The following is a 14,808-nucleotide window of genomic DNA, read 5'->3' as shown; positions in this document are numbered from 1 at the left end:
ACGTATCGTCTCGCTATGGCGGGAACGCGTCAAGGGAGAGGGGTCGGGAGGCGAAGATCGTAAACTTACTTTGCAGTAAAGGGGCGGGATGGAGGGACCTTCAGGGTGGGAGCTGTGAAGAGCAAGCGGGTGCCGCGCGCGATCCGGGAGCAGCAGATGCTGGACGCCGCGGTGCTGACGTTCGCACGGCGTGGTTATGCGGCGGCCTCGATGGACGAGATCGCCGAGGTGGCGGGGGTCTCCAAGCCGCTGGTCTACCTCTACCTGAATTCGAAGGAAGACCTGTTCAGCGCAGTGATCCGGCGGGAGTCGGAGGCGCTGGTGGCGGCCGTGACGGCGGCTGTCGAACCGGGGGCGACGGCCGACCGGCAGCTCTGGAGCGGTCTGCGCGGGTTCTTCGCGCACACCGCCGAGTATCCCGACGGCTGGGCCGTACTCCATCAGCAAGCACGGACGCACGGGGAGCCGTTCGCGCGCGAAGTGGCTGCGGTGCGGGCGGAGGTCGTCGCATTTGTGACGGAGTTGATCGGTGCGGCCGCAAAGGAGGCGGGCTGTGCCGGCGAGCTGGCCGAACGGGAGGTCGCCGGCCTCGCCCATGCCCTGGTCGGTGCGGCCGAATCCCTTGCCGGGTGGGCCAATGTCCGTACGGACGAAGGGCCTTCGGGCGAGCGCGAGCATCCGTCGGCGAAGGACACGGCGGCCACGATGATGAACTTCGTCTGGGCGGGCCTCGGCCGGCTGATGGAGGGCGAACGGTGGGCGCCCGGCGGGCTCATCGGCCGGCAGGGGCGGTCGGCCGCCAGGGGGTGAGGCGGCCGGGCGCGGCGGGGCACGGGCCGCGGCAGATCGGGACGGTCGGGGGCGAGGCGGGCGAAGAGCCGGTCCAGGGGCGGCCGATGGGGCGGTCGGCAGGGCGGCCGGAGGGGCGGCCTGCCCCGGAATTGCCGAGATCAAGGGCGTGACGGCCATTGGCCAACGCTCGCCCCTGGCGTAAATTTACTTCGAAGTAAGGTTACTGCCAGGTCAGGAGCTGGGGCGAGGACGTGGTCCAGGGAATCCCCCGCCGGGTGCGGGCCTTCCGCCACCGGTCGTTATCGCCGTTCCCGCGCTACCCGTAACGCGCGCCGCTCCAGCGGGTGTACGGACCTGACGCTTCCCAACGCGCGCCGCTCCACTGGGTGTCCGGACCTGACATCCCCAACGCCACGATGATTCCCGGCTGTCCGCCGTCGCGGACAGCCGGGCACGGGCTCGGTCCGCCGCTGCCCGGTGGTGCCCGGCGCCGAACAGGCGCTCCGTGTCCCGCGTCCGCACCCCGTGTTCTCCCCCCTGACACCCCCCTCCCCGCACTCCACAGGAGAAACGAGGACCCGCTCGTGTCCAACCAGGAAAGTGCACCCCCCGCCTCACCCGCCGCCCACCCGGCCGACACTCCCACCACCCCGCACCCCGCCCCCACCCTCGTAGAACCACAAAAGACCCTGGTGGACGGCACGGTCCGCGAGGTCTACGTCCCGGCACTGGCCCCGCCCGTCCACAGCGGCTCGCTCGGCGACCTCCCCTTCCGCAACGCGGCCGAGGCCCCCGCCGACATCGTCCTGGCGCGTAAGCAGCCCAGCGGCACCTGGCGCGACATCACCGCGGCGGAGTTCGCCGTCGAGGTGCGCGCGGCCGCCAAGGGGCTGATCGCGTACGGTCTCCGCCCCGGCGACCGGCTCGCGATCATGGCCCGCACGACCTACGAGTGGACCCTCATCGACTTCGCCGCGTGGGCGGCCGGCCTGGTCACCGTTCCCCTTTACCCGACGTCCTCCGCCCGCCAGGCCCAAGCGATCCTGCACGACTCCGGCGCCCGCGCCTGCGTCGTCGAGAACGTCGAGGAAGCCCGTCTGATCAGCGGCGTGCGCGCCGAGCTTCCCGGCCTCGACCACCTCTGGCAGTTCAACACCGGCGCCGTCGCCCAGCTCGTCGCCGAGGGCCGCGCCCTGCCGGACTCGGTGGTGGACGAGCGCCGGACCGCCACCGGCCCGTACGACCTCGCCACCCTCATCTACACCTCGGGCACCACGGGCCGCCCCAAGGGCTGCGCCCTCACCCACGCCAACTTCTTCGCCGAGGTCGACAACGCCGTCGAACTCCTCCACCCCGTCTTCAAGTCGGTCAGCGAGGAGCCCGCCTCCACTCTCCTCTTCCTGCCCCTGTCGCACGTTTTCGGCCGGATGGTCGCCGTCGGCTGCCTGCGCGCCCGGGTCCGCCTCGGCCACGCCCCCAGCATCCGGACCGACGACCTGCTGACCGACCTGGCGGGCTTCCGGCCGACCTTCCTCCTCGGCATCCCGTACGTACTGGAGAAGGTCTACAACACGGGCCGGGCCACCGCGGAGAAGATGGGCCGCGCCGCCTCCTTCGACCGCGCGGCCCGTATCGCCCGCTCGTACGGCGAAGCGGTGGAAGCCAAGGAGCACGGGACGGGCTCCGGCCCCGGTGTCGCCCTCAAGGCCGCCCGCAAGTTCTACGACCCGCTCGTCTACCGCCGTATCCGCGCGGCCCTCGGCGGCAAGGTCCGCTACATCCTCAGCGGCGGCTCGCCCCTCGGCCACCGCCTCGCCGCCTTCTACACCGGTGCCGGCATCGAGATCTTCGAGGGCTACGGCCTGACGGAGACGACGGCCGCGACGACCGTCACCCCGCCCCTGCGCCCCCGCATCGGCACGGTCGGCTGGCCGCTGCCGGGCACCGCGGTACGCATCGCCGAGGACGGCGAGATCCTGGTCCGCGGCGGCCATGTCTTCTCCGGCTACTGGGACGCGGCGCTCGGCGCGGCCCGTCCCGTCACCGACCAGGGCTGGCTGGCCACCGGCGACCTCGGCGCCCTCGACGCCGACGGCTACCTCACCCTCACCGGCCGCAAAAAGGAGATCCTGGTGACCACGGGCGGCAAGAACGTCGCCCCGGCGCCCCTGGAGGACCGCCTCCGCTCGCACCCCCTCGTCGGCCAGTGCCTGGTCACCGGCGACAACCGTCCCTACATCACCGCCCTGATCACGCTGGAACCGGACGGCCTCGCCCACTGGTGCCAGATGAACAAGAAGCAGAATCTGCCGCTGGAGCGCCTGGTCCACGACGAGACCCTGCTCGCCGACCTCCAGCGCGCCGTCGACGACGCCAACGAACTGGTCTCCCGTGCCGAATCCATCCGCAGGTTCGCGGTCCTCCCGGTGGATTTCACCGAGGAAACCGGTCATCTCACCCCGTCCCTGAAGCTCCGCCGTGCCGCCGTCACCCGCGACTTCGCCAAAGACATAGCGGGCCTTTACGAAAGCAGGTGACCCCCGCTCTGGAGCCCGAGCCCTCGGCGCGTCAAACTGGAACCCCGTGTCACCTCTGTGGGGGAGGTGGCACGGGGTCTGACGTGCGCTGTCACGGCGTTTCACGGTTGGCCGACCTCACACCGGACGGTGTTACGGTCGACCGATTTCGCACCAGACGGTCTTTCGGCCGCCCTCCTGCCGCACACCCCACCGCAGCGAGACGGCCTCCATCAGCGCCAGGCCCCGCCCGCGCTCGTCGTCGCCGCCCGCCCGCAGCAGCACGGGCAGCGCCCGCCCGCCGTGATCGGTGACCTCCACCCGGGTACGGTCGCCTGCCCGCCGGCTGATGCGGACGACGACCGGGGTGCCCTCCCCGACGTGCCGGATCACGTTTCCCACCATTTCGCTGACACAGAGCTGCACCTCGGCGCACGGCCCGCCCAGGTGCTCACGCACGGCGCGCCGGAGCACGGGCACTTCTTTGGGCAAGGCAAGCAGCTCCAGCGTGAGCGGCCTGGAAGACGGCTCGGAAGACGTGCTCACCGCGCGGCCGCCGCCTCACGAAGCGCCTCGGCCAGCCTGCGGGCGGTGGCCGTATTGCAGTTACCGAGCGCGACGAGCGGCACCGCGTAACTGCCGGCGAACTCCGGCAGGTCGACCCCCAGGGGGCCTCCTCGTAAGGATCCGGACGCCTCGGCGAACGTTCCCTCCTTCTACGGTGCCGAGCTGCGCTACAAGCGGGAAGCTGCGGGCCTCACGCTTGAACAGCTGGCGGAAGGGAGCTATCGAGGCATCCCGTTCCTCAGCCAGATCGAACGTGGTGAGCGGCGGATGCCACTGGACCTGGCCCGGCATGCTGACGTAAAGCTCGGGACGGACGGCTTTTTCGAGCGGCGTTGTGAAGATGCACGCAAGGCCCGTCAGGGAGGGCATGCCGAGTACTTCGCGGATGCCGCAGAAATGGAGCAGTACGCGGAGACGATCGAGGACTGGGCGCCGATGTTCGTGCCAGGGCTCCTGCAGACGGGGCCGTACGCGAGGGCGCTTACGCGAGCGGCGATGCCTCGGACCTCGGACGGCGAAGTCGAGCAGAAGGTGGCCGCGAGGCTGAAGCGGGCGCAACTCTTCAACCGGGAGCGGCCTCCGGCGTTCTGGGCGATCCTGGACGAGAACGTGATCCGTCGTCGGGTTCTCCCGCCAGAGCCGATGGCAGAGTTGCTGGAGCACATCGTGGATGTGGTCACGTCCACGCGATCCATTCTGCAGATCGTGCCGGAAACGCCGGCTGTTCACCCGTACATGATGGGCATGACCCGAACCATGACCTTTCCGGACGCTCCACCTGTGGTCTACACGGAGGGACTGCACAGCAGCCAACTCATCGACTACCCGGCGCTCGTGCAGCAGTACAGGCAGTCGTACGATCTGCTCAGGGCCGCCGCATTGCCGCCTGAGGCGTCCCTGGCCATGGTCGAGGCAGCGGCAGAGGACTATCGAAATGGCAGACAGGGAGCCTGACTTGAGCGCGGCGCGCTGGCGCAAGAGCAGCTACAGCAATGGCACCGGCGGCGAGTGCGTCGAGACTGCCACCGACTTCCCCGGTGGCCTGGTCCCGGTCCGGGATTCCAAAATGGCGCCCCATGGTCCGGCCCTCATCATCTCCGCCGCGGCCTGGAGCCGCTTTGTGTCGGCGGTCAAAGCCGACTCGCTCGGCGCCTGAAGGCACGCCCCATTAGGTCGGCGGCAGGGCCACAGCCGTCTGCATCTCACACGCGTTGCACCAGAACGCCCACCCGTTGGCGTCCACGGACCGCGACCCGCACGCCAGGCACGGGTCGCCCACGAAGCTGGCCGCCACCCACGTGCCGGCCGTCGCCGCGCGGCGTCCCGCGGTCGCGCACTCATCCGCATAGCAGGGGATGCACAACCCGCCCTGCTGACCGGGCAGTTTCATCGACCGTATCCCGCAGGTCGCGCACGGAAGCCGGCCGACGTACTGCGCATCCAGGCCGACCGGCTTGCCGTTGCTCTCGAAGGCCGCCACGCCTGCCTCCGCCTCCTCTACGCCAGGACGGTTCCGGTGCCACCGCACCCGGAACACTGCGTGGTGACCGCATCGCCCATCGGCGTCTCCCACTCCACGGTGCCTTGGCCGCCACAGTCGGGGCAGGGCTTCTGTGGGGGCATGTCCTCGCTCATCTTGCCCAAGATAGGCCGCTCCATGTTGTCATGTGAGCACTTTCCGTGATCACTTCGTCATGAGCGGTATGCCGGCGGCGTCGGCGGAGCGTGGCCCGTGCGCAGTGCCGTCAGGGCGTGCCCCTCGCGCCACGGCTCCCGCTTGCCTCCGGTATTCCTCGTTCCTCAGTGCGGCAAGAAAAGTTCCCGGGTGTGGGCGCCTGGGTCTGCGCGCTGAATGCCGCAGCAATTCTGTTTTGCGCCCGCCATTCGAGTGTGTCAGGTACCCGACGATGAAAATTCATGCGGTTGACATTTACCCCTGCGGCAAACAAAAAGGCAGGAGCCCCGCTCGCCACCGAAGTGGCGGAGCGAGGCTCCTTGGGTACTGCTTAGGGGCGACCTGGAAGGAATTCCGGGCCGGGCAACTTAGACCGGCGTGACGTTCTCCGCCTGCGGACCCTTCGGGCCCTGCGTGACGTCGAAGTTCACCTGCTGGTTCTCCTCCAGGGAGCGGAAGCCAGAGGCGTTGATCGCCGAGTAGTGGACGAAGACATCCGGGCCGCCGCCGTCCTGGGCGATGAAGCCGAAGCCCTTTTCAGCGTTGAACCACTTGACGGTTCCGGTAGCCATAAGCCCTCCTTGGGCCAAAGGGTTGCCCTGCTCCAGAACCTGCAAAGAAGTCTGAAACTACAAGAGCCTGCGGGGTCACATGCTCCGCAGGCTCTGTACTGCAAGGGAAACCAAACTGCAACTTGCGCTGAGCGTAGCATGTGCTGCTCCTGAGGCGGAAGAGCCAAAGATCACGTTTAACCGATGGCACTAACGTCCAAGCGCCGCCCCGCCGCTCTGGCCCCGTGGAGGCAGGTCTAGCCTCCGCATGTGGACAATTCAACCTTCGGAGACGCACCCGCGGGAGCCGACGCCGGCCACCGTCGCAGCCGGCCGCGAGTGGGCCACATCCAGTTCCTGAACTGCCTGCCCCTTTACTGGGGCCTCGCCCGTACGGGCACCCTGCTCGATCTCGACCTCACCAAGGACACGCCGGAGAAGCTCAGCGAGCAGCTGGTCCGCGGGGAGCTCGACATCGCGCCGGTCACCCTCGTGGAATTCCTGCGCGCCGCCGACGACCTCGTCGCCTTCCCCGATCTCGCGGTGGGCTGCGACGGCCCGGTCATGTCGTGCGTGATCGTCTCGCAGAAGCCGCTGGACCAGCTCGACGGTGCCCGGGTCGCGCTCGGCTCGACCTCGCGTACGTCCGTACGGCTGGCCCAGCTGCTGCTGGCCGAGAAGATCGGTGTGCGGCCGGACTACTACACCTGCCCCCCGGACCTCGGCCTGATGATGCAGGAGGCGGACGCGGCGGTGCTGATCGGTGACGCCGCGCTGCGCGCCAATCTGCACGACGGGCCGCGGCTGGGCCTGGCGGTGCACGACCTCGGCCAGATGTGGAAGGACTGGACGGGCCTGCCGTTCGTCTTCGCCGTCTGGGCGACCCGGCGCGAGTACCTGGAGCGCGAGCCGGCCGTGGTGCACAAGGTGCACGAGGCGTTCCTCGCCTCGCGCGATCTGTCGCTGGAGGAGGTCGCCAAGGTCGCCGAGCAGGCGGCCCGCTGGGAGACCTTCGACGAGCCGGTCCTGGAGCGGTACTTCACCACGCTCGACTTCCGCTTCGGGCCCGAGCAGCTGGGCGGCGTCACGGAATTCGCCCGGCGGGTCGGGCCGACGACCGGGTTCCCGGCCGATGTGCGGGTGTCGCTGCTGGACACGCCGTAGGCGGGGTGCCGGGCGCCGCCGGAGCCCCGGCCGGGCGCCCGGCTGACCGGCGGCGAGGCTGTCGTACCCCTGACGTACGCTGGTTCAGTTCGTGATGCCCGCCTGCGAAAGGGACGCCCCGGTGACCGAGAACGCCGACCTCCAGTCCGTACTCGACCGCGCCGCGCAGGGCGGCCGCATCACACCGGAGGAAGCGCTCGACCTGTACCGCTCCGCTCCGCTGCACGCGCTGGGCCAGGCCGCCGACGCCGTGCGCCGCCGCCGCTACGCCGGCACCGAGCACATCGCGACGTACATCATCGAGCGCAACATCAACTACACCAATGTGTGCGTGACGGCCTGCAGGTTCTGCGCCTTCTACGCCGCGCCCAAGGACACCGCCAAGGGCTGGACCCGCGACCTCGACGACATCCTGCGCCGCTGCGCGGAGACCGTCGAACTGGGCGGCACCCAGATCATGTTCCAGGGCGGCCACCACCCGGACTACGGCGTCGAGTACTACGAAGAGCACTTCTCCGCCATCAAGAAGGCGTTCCCGCAGCTGGTCATCCACTCCCTCGGTGCCTCCGAGATCGAGCACATGGCGCGGATCTCCAAGGTGTCGGTGGAGGAGGCGATCCAGCGCATCCACGCCGCCGGCCTGGACTCCTTCGCGGGCGCCGGCGCCGAGCTGCTGCCGGCGCGGCCGCGCAAGGCCATCGCGCCGCTGAAGGAGTCCGGCGAGCGCTGGCTGGAGATCATGGAGGCGGCCCACAGGCTGGGTGTCGAGTCCACCTCCACCATGCTCATGGGCACGGGCGAGACCAACGCCGAGCGGATCGAGCACCTGCGGATGATCCGGGACGTCCAGGACCGTACGGGCGGCTTCCGCGCCTTCATCCCGTACACCTACCAGCCGGAGAACAACCACCTGAAGGGCCAGACGCAGGCCACCCTCTTCGAGTACCTGCGCATGATCGCCATCGGCCGGATCTTCCTCGACAACGTCGCGCACATCCAGGGCTCGTGGCTGACCACCGGCAAGGAGATCGGCCAGCTGTCGCTGCACTACGGCGCCGACGACCTGGGCTCGATCATGCTGGAGGAGAACGTCGTCTCCTCCGCCGGCGCCAAGCACCGCTCCAACCGCATGGAGATCATCGACCTGATCCGCAAGGCGGGCCGGGTCCCGGCGCAGCGCGCGACCACGTACGAGCACCTGCTCGTGCACGACGACCCGGCCAACGACCCGGTCGACGACAAGGTCGTCTCGCATCTGTCGTCGACGGCGATCGAGGGCGGCACGGCGCATCCGGAGCTGAAGCTCGTCGAGGCCAACTGAGCGGCCTGCGAGCGGCGTCGGAAGCGAGCTGAGCCTGCCGTGCTGACGATTCACCGGGTGCGGGCGGTCCGCCTGGTTGCCGACGGTCCGGAGCACGACGGTCCGGAGCGCGATGGTGGTGCCGGTGCCGGGTACGCGGTCGTCGTCGAAGGCGACCGGTTCGCCGCCGTCGGGCCGTACGACGAGCTGTTCGCGCAGTACGGGGCGCGGGCCCGGGTGCGGGAGTGGGACGGCGTGCTGACGCCCGGCCGCTACGAACCGGAGGGCGCCGCCCTGCTGGAGGCGGCGTACCACCCCGACCCGCGCGAGGCGGACGCCCTCGGCAGCGAGCCGGTCACCGGGGAGGCGCTGGCCGCCCTCGACATGACCGAGGCCCGCTGGGGCGGCAGCGCCCGGCGTGGACTGCAACGGCTGATGGCGACCGGGACCACGGCGCTGACCGGGCCGTTCCGTCGGCCCGCGGTCCGCACCGCCGTGGAGCGGTCCGGCCTGCAGGAGCTGGCGGGGCGTATCCCCCGCGCCCTGGCCGCCGGCGGCCCCGCCCACTTCGCGGTCTTCGCCGAGGACGGCAGCTGCCTGGCCACCGCGCTGCACGGCCGCCTCGTCTTCCGCCGCCGCTGACACCGCCAGGCGCGGCCGGCACCGCCAGGCGGCCGAGGCGACACGCCACGCGCCGCTGACGGCATCACCCGCCGCTCAGGCCGTGCCCGGTGCGGGGCCGGGCCCCGGCACGGTGGACAATGGCCGGGTGACCCGAGCATCCCTGGACAAGCAGCCGCACGAAGTCGCCGCGATGTTCGACGACGTGGCGGCACGGTACGACCTCACCAACGACGTGCTCTCCCTGGGGCAGGCGCGGCTGTGGCGCAAGGAGGTGGACCGTGCGGTGGCCGCCCGGCCCGCCGAGCGGGTGCTCGACCTCGCGGCCGGTACGGGCACCTCCTCGCTGCCGTTCGCGCGCACCGGCGCGTACGTCGTGCCGTGCGACTTCTCCGTCGGCATGCTGGGGGAGGGCAAGAAGCGCCATCCGTGGCTGCCGTTCACGGCCGGTGACGGCACCCGGCTGCCGTTCGCGGACGGGGTGTTCGACGCCGTCACCATCTCCTTCGGGCTGCGCAACATCCAGGACACCGACGCCGCGCTGGCCGAGCTGTACCGGGTCACCAAGCCCGGCGGCCGGGTCGTGATCTGCGAGTTCAGCGAGCCGACCTGGGCGCCGTTCCGGACCGTCTACACCGAGTACCTGATGCGTGCGCTGCCGCCGGTCGCCCGCGCGGTCAGCAGCAACCCGGACGCCTATGTCTATCTCGCCGAGTCCATCCGCACCTGGCCCAACCAGCCCGAACTCGCCGCCCGGCTGCAGGGCGTGGGCTGGACCGAGGTGGCCTGGCGCAATCTGACCGGCGGCATCGTGGCGCTGCACCGGGGGCGCAAGCCGGCCGGGAGCTGACGGCGAAGGCCGACGGTCAGGAGCTGACGGCCGGGAGCTGACGGCGGCCGCCGGCCCCGTCGCCCGCCCCGGCCCCCCGCCGACCGCTCACACCTCCAGCCGGTGGCAGTACGCCGTCCGCTTCCCCTCTGGCTTGATCACCCTCTCCGCCTGCCGCATCCCCAGCCGCCGGGTCACCGCGATCGACCGCTCGTTACGTGCATCGATCACCGAGACCACACGGGGGACGCCGGCCGCGCGGACGGCCTCCAGCGCCGCCTGCGCCGCTGCCGTGGCGTAGCCCTTGCCCCAGGAGGCGCGGCCCAGTCGCCAGCCGATCTCGATCTCGCCCGCCGGGCCCCACTCCCACGGCCACGGCTGGGCGCCGGTGAAGCCGAGGACCGCGCCGTCCGCCGGGTCCACCAGCGTGTACAGGCAGAATCCGCGCTCCGCGTGGTGCCGGCGCTGGCGCGCGGTGAGTTCCTCGTAGACGGAGAGCTCGGCCGGTGCGCCGCCATGGAACTCCATGACCTCCGGGTCGTTGAAAACCCGGTGCCAGTTCAGCGCGTCCTCCTCGGTGGGCACGCGCAGTTCGACGGCGGGAACCGGCCGGTTCACGGGCGGGGTGTTCACAGGCTTCACGGCACAACCCTTCAGGTTCTGATCACCATGGCCCCCATAGACTGCACGAGCGCGGTGCCGGTCGGCACCCAGAATTCCCTTTACCGACTTCCGGGAGACAGCACCGTGACCGAATCCGCGTCCGTGACCGATTCCGTGACCAGCGCCCGCTCGGAGCACAGCGCGGATGTGATCGTCGTCGGTGCCGGGCCCGCCGGCTCGGCGACCGCCTACCACCTCGCCAAGTCCGGTCTGGACGTGCTCCTTCTGGAGAAGACCGCGTTCCCGCGCGAGAAGGTCTGCGGCGACGGGCTGACCCCGCGCGCCACCAAGCAGCTGGTCGCGATGGGGATCGACATCTCCGAGGAAGCGGGCTGGCTGCGCAACAAGGGCCTGCGGATCATCGGCGGGGGCTCCCGCCTCCAGCTCGACTGGCCGGAGCTGGCCTCGTACCCCGACTACGGGCTGGTCCGTAAGCGCGATGACTTCGACGAGCAGCTGGCGCGGCAGGCGCAGAAGGCCGGCGCCCGGCTGTACGAGCGCTGCAACGTGGGCGCACCGATCGTCCACGAGCTGACCGGCCACATCACCGGTGTGCACGCCAAGCTCGGCGAGGAGAAGACCCCGGTCACCTTCCACGCGCCGCTCGTGGTCGCCGCCGACGGCAACTCCACCCGGCTCTCGCTGGCCATGGGGCTGCACCGGCGGGAGGACCGCCCCATGGGCGTGGCCGTGCGGACGTACTTCACCTCGCCCCGGCACGACGACGACTACCTGGAATCCTGGCTGGAGCTGTGGGACCGCCGCGGCGCCGAGGACCGGCTGCTGCCCGGCTACGGCTGGATCTTCGGCATGGGCGACGGGACCAGCAACGTCGGCCTCGGCATCCTCAACTCCAGCTCCGCCTTCAAGGAGCTGGACTGGCGCGAGATCCTCAAGGCGTGGTGCGCCTCGATGCCCGCCGACTGGGGCTACACGCCGGAGAACATGACCGGCCCGATCCGCGGCGCCGCGCTCCCCATGGCCTTCAACCGCCAGCCGCACTACACCAAGGGCCTGCTGCTGGTCGGTGACGCGGGCGGCCTGGTCAACCCGTTCAACGGCGAGGGCATCGCCTACGCCATGGAGTCCGGCGCGATCGCCGCCGAGGTCATCGTGCAGGCGCACGCCCGCGCCACGTACGCGCAGCGCGAACTGGCCCTGCAGCGCTACCCGAAGATCCTCAAGGACACCTACGGCGGCTACTACTCGCTGGGCCGCGCCTTTGTGAAGCTCATCGGCAACCCCAAGGTCATGAAGATCGCCACCCAGCGCGGTCTGACCCACCCGCTGCTGATGCGCTTCACCCTCAAGATGCTCGCCAACCTCACCGACCCCACGGGCGGCGACGCGATGGACCGCATCATCAACGGCCTGAGCAAGGTCGCGCCGAAGGCCTGACGTACCGCGGCCGGCACCGGGCCGAGGCCTGGTGCCGGCCCGCGGCGCACGCTCCAGGGGCGGTTCGGGAAACATCCCGGGCCGCCCCTGTTGCATGGCGGCCTCGTTGCATGGTTCGCCCTGTCACGTCGGCCGCCGTCCTGTCCCTCGGGCGGCCTGTCACATTCTCCGGCCGGGATCCGTCAGCGCAGTAAGAACGCGATTCCTTGAGGAGACAGTGATGGACGCACGAATGAAGAACCCCGCGACGGTCCTGCCCGAGGCCCTGCAGCCCCTCCTCGACGTGGTCAAGGCCACCCGTCAGGGCGGGGTGCCGGAGGCCACGCTGGAGCTGGTGCACCTGCGGGCGAGCCAGATCAACGGCTGCAGCTTCTGCGTCGACGGGGGTGTGAAGAACGCCAGGAAGCAGGGTGTGAGCGACGACAAGCTGTTCGCGGTCGCGGCCTGGCGGGAGGCGCCGTACTTCTCGGACGCCGAGCGCGCCGCCCTGGCGCTCACCGAGGCCGCCACCCGGCTCGCCGACAGCCCGGACCCGGTGCCGGGCCCCGTCTGGGACGACGCCGCGGACCACTTCGACGAGCGGCAGCTGTCGGCGATCATCCTGACGATCGGTATCACCAACCTCTTCAACCGGCTCAACGCGACCACCAAGCAGCCGGCCGGCGCGGGCTGGTGACCGGCGGCCCGCCCGCGGCCCCGCGGCCGGCGGGCGGGCACGGGCGGCCGGGCGGGCACGGGCGCCGGCCGGGCCGCGACGGGGGCGACCGGGAGCTCCACGCACCAAAGGGCCGTCCCTCCCGAGCGGCGAGAGGGACGGCCCTCGTGGGGCACTGAGGGTGCGGTGGCCCTAGAGGACGCGCACCGCGCCGGTCGGCATGTCGTAGTCGAGCGGGCGCTCGACGATGCCGGTGCTGGAGTTCTGGGCGCCGATGAACTTGCCGTCACCGACGTAGACGCCGACGTGGTAGGCGCTGCCCGCGCTGCCCCAGTACAGGATGTCGCCGACCTGGAGGTTGTCCAGGCCGACCTGCTTGCCGGCGGTGGACTGGTCCTGGGAGACCCGCGGCAGGTCGATGCCGATCTGGTTGAACGCGGCCTGGGTCAGGCCGGAGCAGTCGTACGACGAGGGGCCGCTGGAGCCCAGCACGTAGGCCTTGCCGAGCTGCGCCTTCAGGAAGGAGACCAGCGTGGCCGTGCTGCCGGTGGCGCTGGACGAGGGGGCGGACAGCGTCGAACGCTCGGAGGAGCGCGAGGCACGGGCCTGCGCGGCCTCCTTGGCCTTACGGGCTTCCTCGGCCTTCTTCTTCGCCTCGGCCTTGGCCTTCTTCACGGCCTCGGCCTTGTCCTTCTCGGCGGCCTTGGCGGCCTTGGAGAAGGCACTGTCCTGGAGAGCCTGGCGCTCGTAGTTGAACGCGACCTGCTCGGCGGTGTCGGCGCTCCTGGCGGCGCTGGTGGCCAGCGCCGTCGTGATCGTCGGCATCTCCTGGGTTTCGGAGACGGGCTTCTCCGCGGCGTTGGCCGGCACGGTGGCGCCGGTCACCGCAAGGGTGAGGAAGCCACCGGTCACGCCCGCGCGCAGCGCCCGCGAGGACGCGGAAGGACGGCGGGGCTTCCGGTGGCTGGGTATGAGTGCGTTCGGGGACATGGCAATAACGGCTATCAGGAGCCGCAGGTTGCTGCCAAGAAAGGTGCAGTGCGCCACACTTGACGTGTACGCGGCGAATAAAACGGACTTTTGGTCGCCCTGAGAGCCGGCGACGGGATGTCCGAATTTCGCGATCATGTTCCTACGCATGGCATTTGCTGCTCGATGCGGGGGCGGCGGGGGCCTACCACTTCCCCATCCGCCACGCCAAGACTTCCCGGGCGTCAAGCACTTAGTGCTGGAAATAGCGTGGGATAGGTCACTCTTGAGTGTCCGTTATGTTCCCGTGACCTGACGTCAGCCGGGGCGCTCGTGAACCGATGCACGTACCGGTGATCACGGTCAGGTCACGAGCGGGTCACGCCTATGGGCCGCGCGCATATAGCAGTTGGCCGCGTCCGGCGCCAATTTGCCTGTAGCGGCATCCACTTGATAGTGGCAACCCCGCCCTGACCAGCGGTAACCCAGGTGAATGTCACCTCTCGTGATCACTCGCGCGCTTCGCGTATGAAGATCACCGCTCATCCGACTTCATGATCCTTCGCCGGGTGGTGGAGATCACAAAGGCGTTCGTCACTCCCGTGTCGCAGATCACAGACCGGCGGGCATAAGATGCAGGCGGTTCGGGCTTGTGAACTGCCTCACATGTGCGCGATCTCCATGGGGCAGCCGGAGGGCCCGAGCGGACCGCCATCCAGTCATCGTCGACTGAAGGGAGCGAGGACGGTGAACGCTTACGCGCCCATCCTCGTACTGGGAGCCCTCGGGGCAGGCTTTGCGATCTTCTCCGTCGTGATGGCCACCCTCGTCGGGCCCAGGCGCTACAACCGGGCCAAGCTCGAGGCGTACGAGTGCGGAATCGAGCCGACGCCACATCCGTCCGGTGGCGGTCGCTTCCCGATCAAGTACTACCTGACGGCGATGCTCTTCATCGTCTTCGACATCGAGATCGTCTTCCTCTACCCCTGGGCCGTCACCTTCGACGCCCTGGGGCTGTTCGGGCTCGTCGAGATGCTCCTCTTCGCGCTCACCGTCTTCGTCGCCTACGCCTATGTCTGGCGTCGCGGCGGCCTGGAATGGGACTAGG

Annotated in this window: 16 protein-coding genes; 11 read left to right on the top strand and 5 right to left on the bottom strand. The window is 70.0% G+C overall.

All coding sequences use genetic code 11. The features are described from left to right. Positions 1–105: 105 nt before the first annotated feature. Positions 106–810 (top strand): TetR/AcrR family transcriptional regulator, encoded by a 705-nt coding sequence (locus CFW40_RS15540; protein ID WP_088798468.1) that lies wholly within the window; start codon positions 106–108, stop codon positions 808–810. Positions 811–1,376: 566 nt separating this feature from the next. Beyond that, on the top strand, positions 1,377–3,329 hold the full coding sequence (locus tag CFW40_RS15535) for a long-chain fatty acid--CoA ligase (RefSeq protein WP_371127121.1): 1,953 nt from the start codon (positions 1,377–1,379) through the stop codon (positions 3,327–3,329). Between the two features lie 132 nt (positions 3,330–3,461). Here CFW40_RS15535 and CFW40_RS15530 read toward each other — a convergent pair whose 3' ends face one another. Beyond that, complete coding sequence (locus CFW40_RS15530) at positions 3,462–3,782, bottom strand: ATP-binding protein (protein WP_256331456.1); 321 nt, start codon at positions 3,780–3,782, stop codon at positions 3,462–3,464. A 162-nt stretch (positions 3,783–3,944) separates the two neighbouring features. Here CFW40_RS15530 and CFW40_RS15525 point away from each other — a divergent pair, with 162 nt between their 5' ends. Together CFW40_RS15525 and CFW40_RS15520 are read left to right on the top strand one after the other, a co-directional pair. Continuing rightward, a complete protein-coding gene (locus CFW40_RS15525) occupies positions 3,945–4,829 on the top strand; it encodes a helix-turn-helix transcriptional regulator (protein ID WP_088798466.1) in 885 nt (294 codons plus the stop codon). After that, entirely contained in the window at positions 4,810–5,031 is a 222-nt protein-coding gene (locus tag CFW40_RS15520) for a DUF397 domain-containing protein (RefSeq protein WP_088798465.1), read from the top strand. The genes CFW40_RS15525 and CFW40_RS15520 overlap by 20 nt, the downstream gene beginning before the upstream one ends. Positions 5,032–5,043: 12 nt before the next feature. On the opposite strand, the gene CFW40_RS15515 is transcribed toward CFW40_RS15520, so the two are convergent. After that, positions 5,044–5,355, bottom strand: coding sequence for a hypothetical protein (locus tag CFW40_RS15515; protein WP_088798464.1), 312 nt, complete (start codon positions 5,353–5,355; stop codon positions 5,044–5,046). A 563-nt stretch (positions 5,356–5,918) separates the two neighbouring features. Beyond that, positions 5,919–6,122 carry a cold-shock protein gene (locus CFW40_RS15510; RefSeq protein ID WP_003984261.1) on the bottom strand — a complete coding sequence of 68 codons (204 nt, stop codon included), beginning with the start codon at positions 6,120–6,122 and terminating at the stop codon, positions 5,919–5,921. A gap of 249 nt (positions 6,123–6,371) precedes the next feature. Here CFW40_RS15510 and CFW40_RS15505 point away from each other — a divergent pair, with 249 nt between their 5' ends. From CFW40_RS15505 to CFW40_RS15490, 4 genes are all read left to right on the top strand, one after another. Continuing rightward, positions 6,372–7,265 (top strand): menaquinone biosynthetic enzyme MqnA/MqnD family protein, encoded by an 894-nt coding sequence (locus CFW40_RS15505; protein WP_088798463.1) that lies wholly within the window; start codon positions 6,372–6,374, stop codon positions 7,263–7,265. Between the two features lie 121 nt (positions 7,266–7,386). Then, a complete protein-coding gene (gene mqnC / locus CFW40_RS15500) occupies positions 7,387–8,586 on the top strand; it encodes a cyclic dehypoxanthinyl futalosine synthase (protein ID WP_088798462.1) in 1,200 nt (399 codons plus the stop codon). 39 nt (positions 8,587–8,625) lie between these two features. Continuing rightward, entirely contained in the window at positions 8,626–9,207 is a 582-nt protein-coding gene (locus CFW40_RS15495) for a hypothetical protein (RefSeq protein WP_371127293.1), read from the top strand. A 127-nt stretch (positions 9,208–9,334) separates the two neighbouring features. Further along, the gene (locus CFW40_RS15490; RefSeq protein WP_088798461.1) at positions 9,335–10,036 is read left to right on the top strand and encodes a demethylmenaquinone methyltransferase; all 702 of its coding nucleotides are present in this window, start codon (positions 9,335–9,337) and stop codon (positions 10,034–10,036) included. Positions 10,037–10,123: 87 nt separating this feature from the next. Here the strand turns inward: CFW40_RS15490 and CFW40_RS15485 are convergent, their stop codons facing one another. Next, complete coding sequence (locus CFW40_RS15485) at positions 10,124–10,657, bottom strand: GNAT family N-acetyltransferase (RefSeq protein WP_371127123.1); 534 nt, start codon at positions 10,655–10,657, stop codon at positions 10,124–10,126. 27 nt (positions 10,658–10,684) lie between these two features. Here CFW40_RS15485 and CFW40_RS15480 point away from each other — a divergent pair, with 27 nt between their 5' ends. Then, positions 10,685–12,076, top strand: coding sequence for a geranylgeranyl reductase family protein (locus tag CFW40_RS15480; protein WP_107440489.1), 1,392 nt, complete (start codon positions 10,685–10,687; stop codon positions 12,074–12,076). A gap of 220 nt (positions 12,077–12,296) precedes the next feature. Continuing rightward, positions 12,297–12,752 (top strand): carboxymuconolactone decarboxylase family protein, encoded by a 456-nt coding sequence (locus CFW40_RS15475; RefSeq protein ID WP_088798460.1) that lies wholly within the window; start codon positions 12,297–12,299, stop codon positions 12,750–12,752. Positions 12,753–12,923: 171 nt separating this feature from the next. On the opposite strand, the gene CFW40_RS15470 is transcribed toward CFW40_RS15475, so the two are convergent. Then, positions 12,924–13,721 carry a C40 family peptidase gene (locus CFW40_RS15470; RefSeq protein WP_088798459.1) on the bottom strand — a complete coding sequence of 266 codons (798 nt, stop codon included), beginning with the start codon at positions 13,719–13,721 and terminating at the stop codon, positions 12,924–12,926. A 726-nt stretch (positions 13,722–14,447) separates the two neighbouring features. Between CFW40_RS15470 and CFW40_RS15465 the strand changes: the two genes are divergently transcribed. Continuing rightward, positions 14,448–14,807, top strand: a complete 360-nt coding sequence (locus CFW40_RS15465) for an NADH-quinone oxidoreductase subunit A (protein ID WP_006604811.1) — start codon at positions 14,448–14,450, stop codon at positions 14,805–14,807. Position 14,808: the final 1 nt, after the last annotated feature.

Source organism: Streptomyces sp. 2114.4, from assembly GCF_900187385.1.
GTDB lineage: Bacteria > Actinomycetota > Actinomycetes > Streptomycetales > Streptomycetaceae > Streptomyces > Streptomyces mooreae.
Note: the sequence above shows the minus strand (reverse complement) of the source record. Positions and strands in the feature narration are given on the sequence as shown.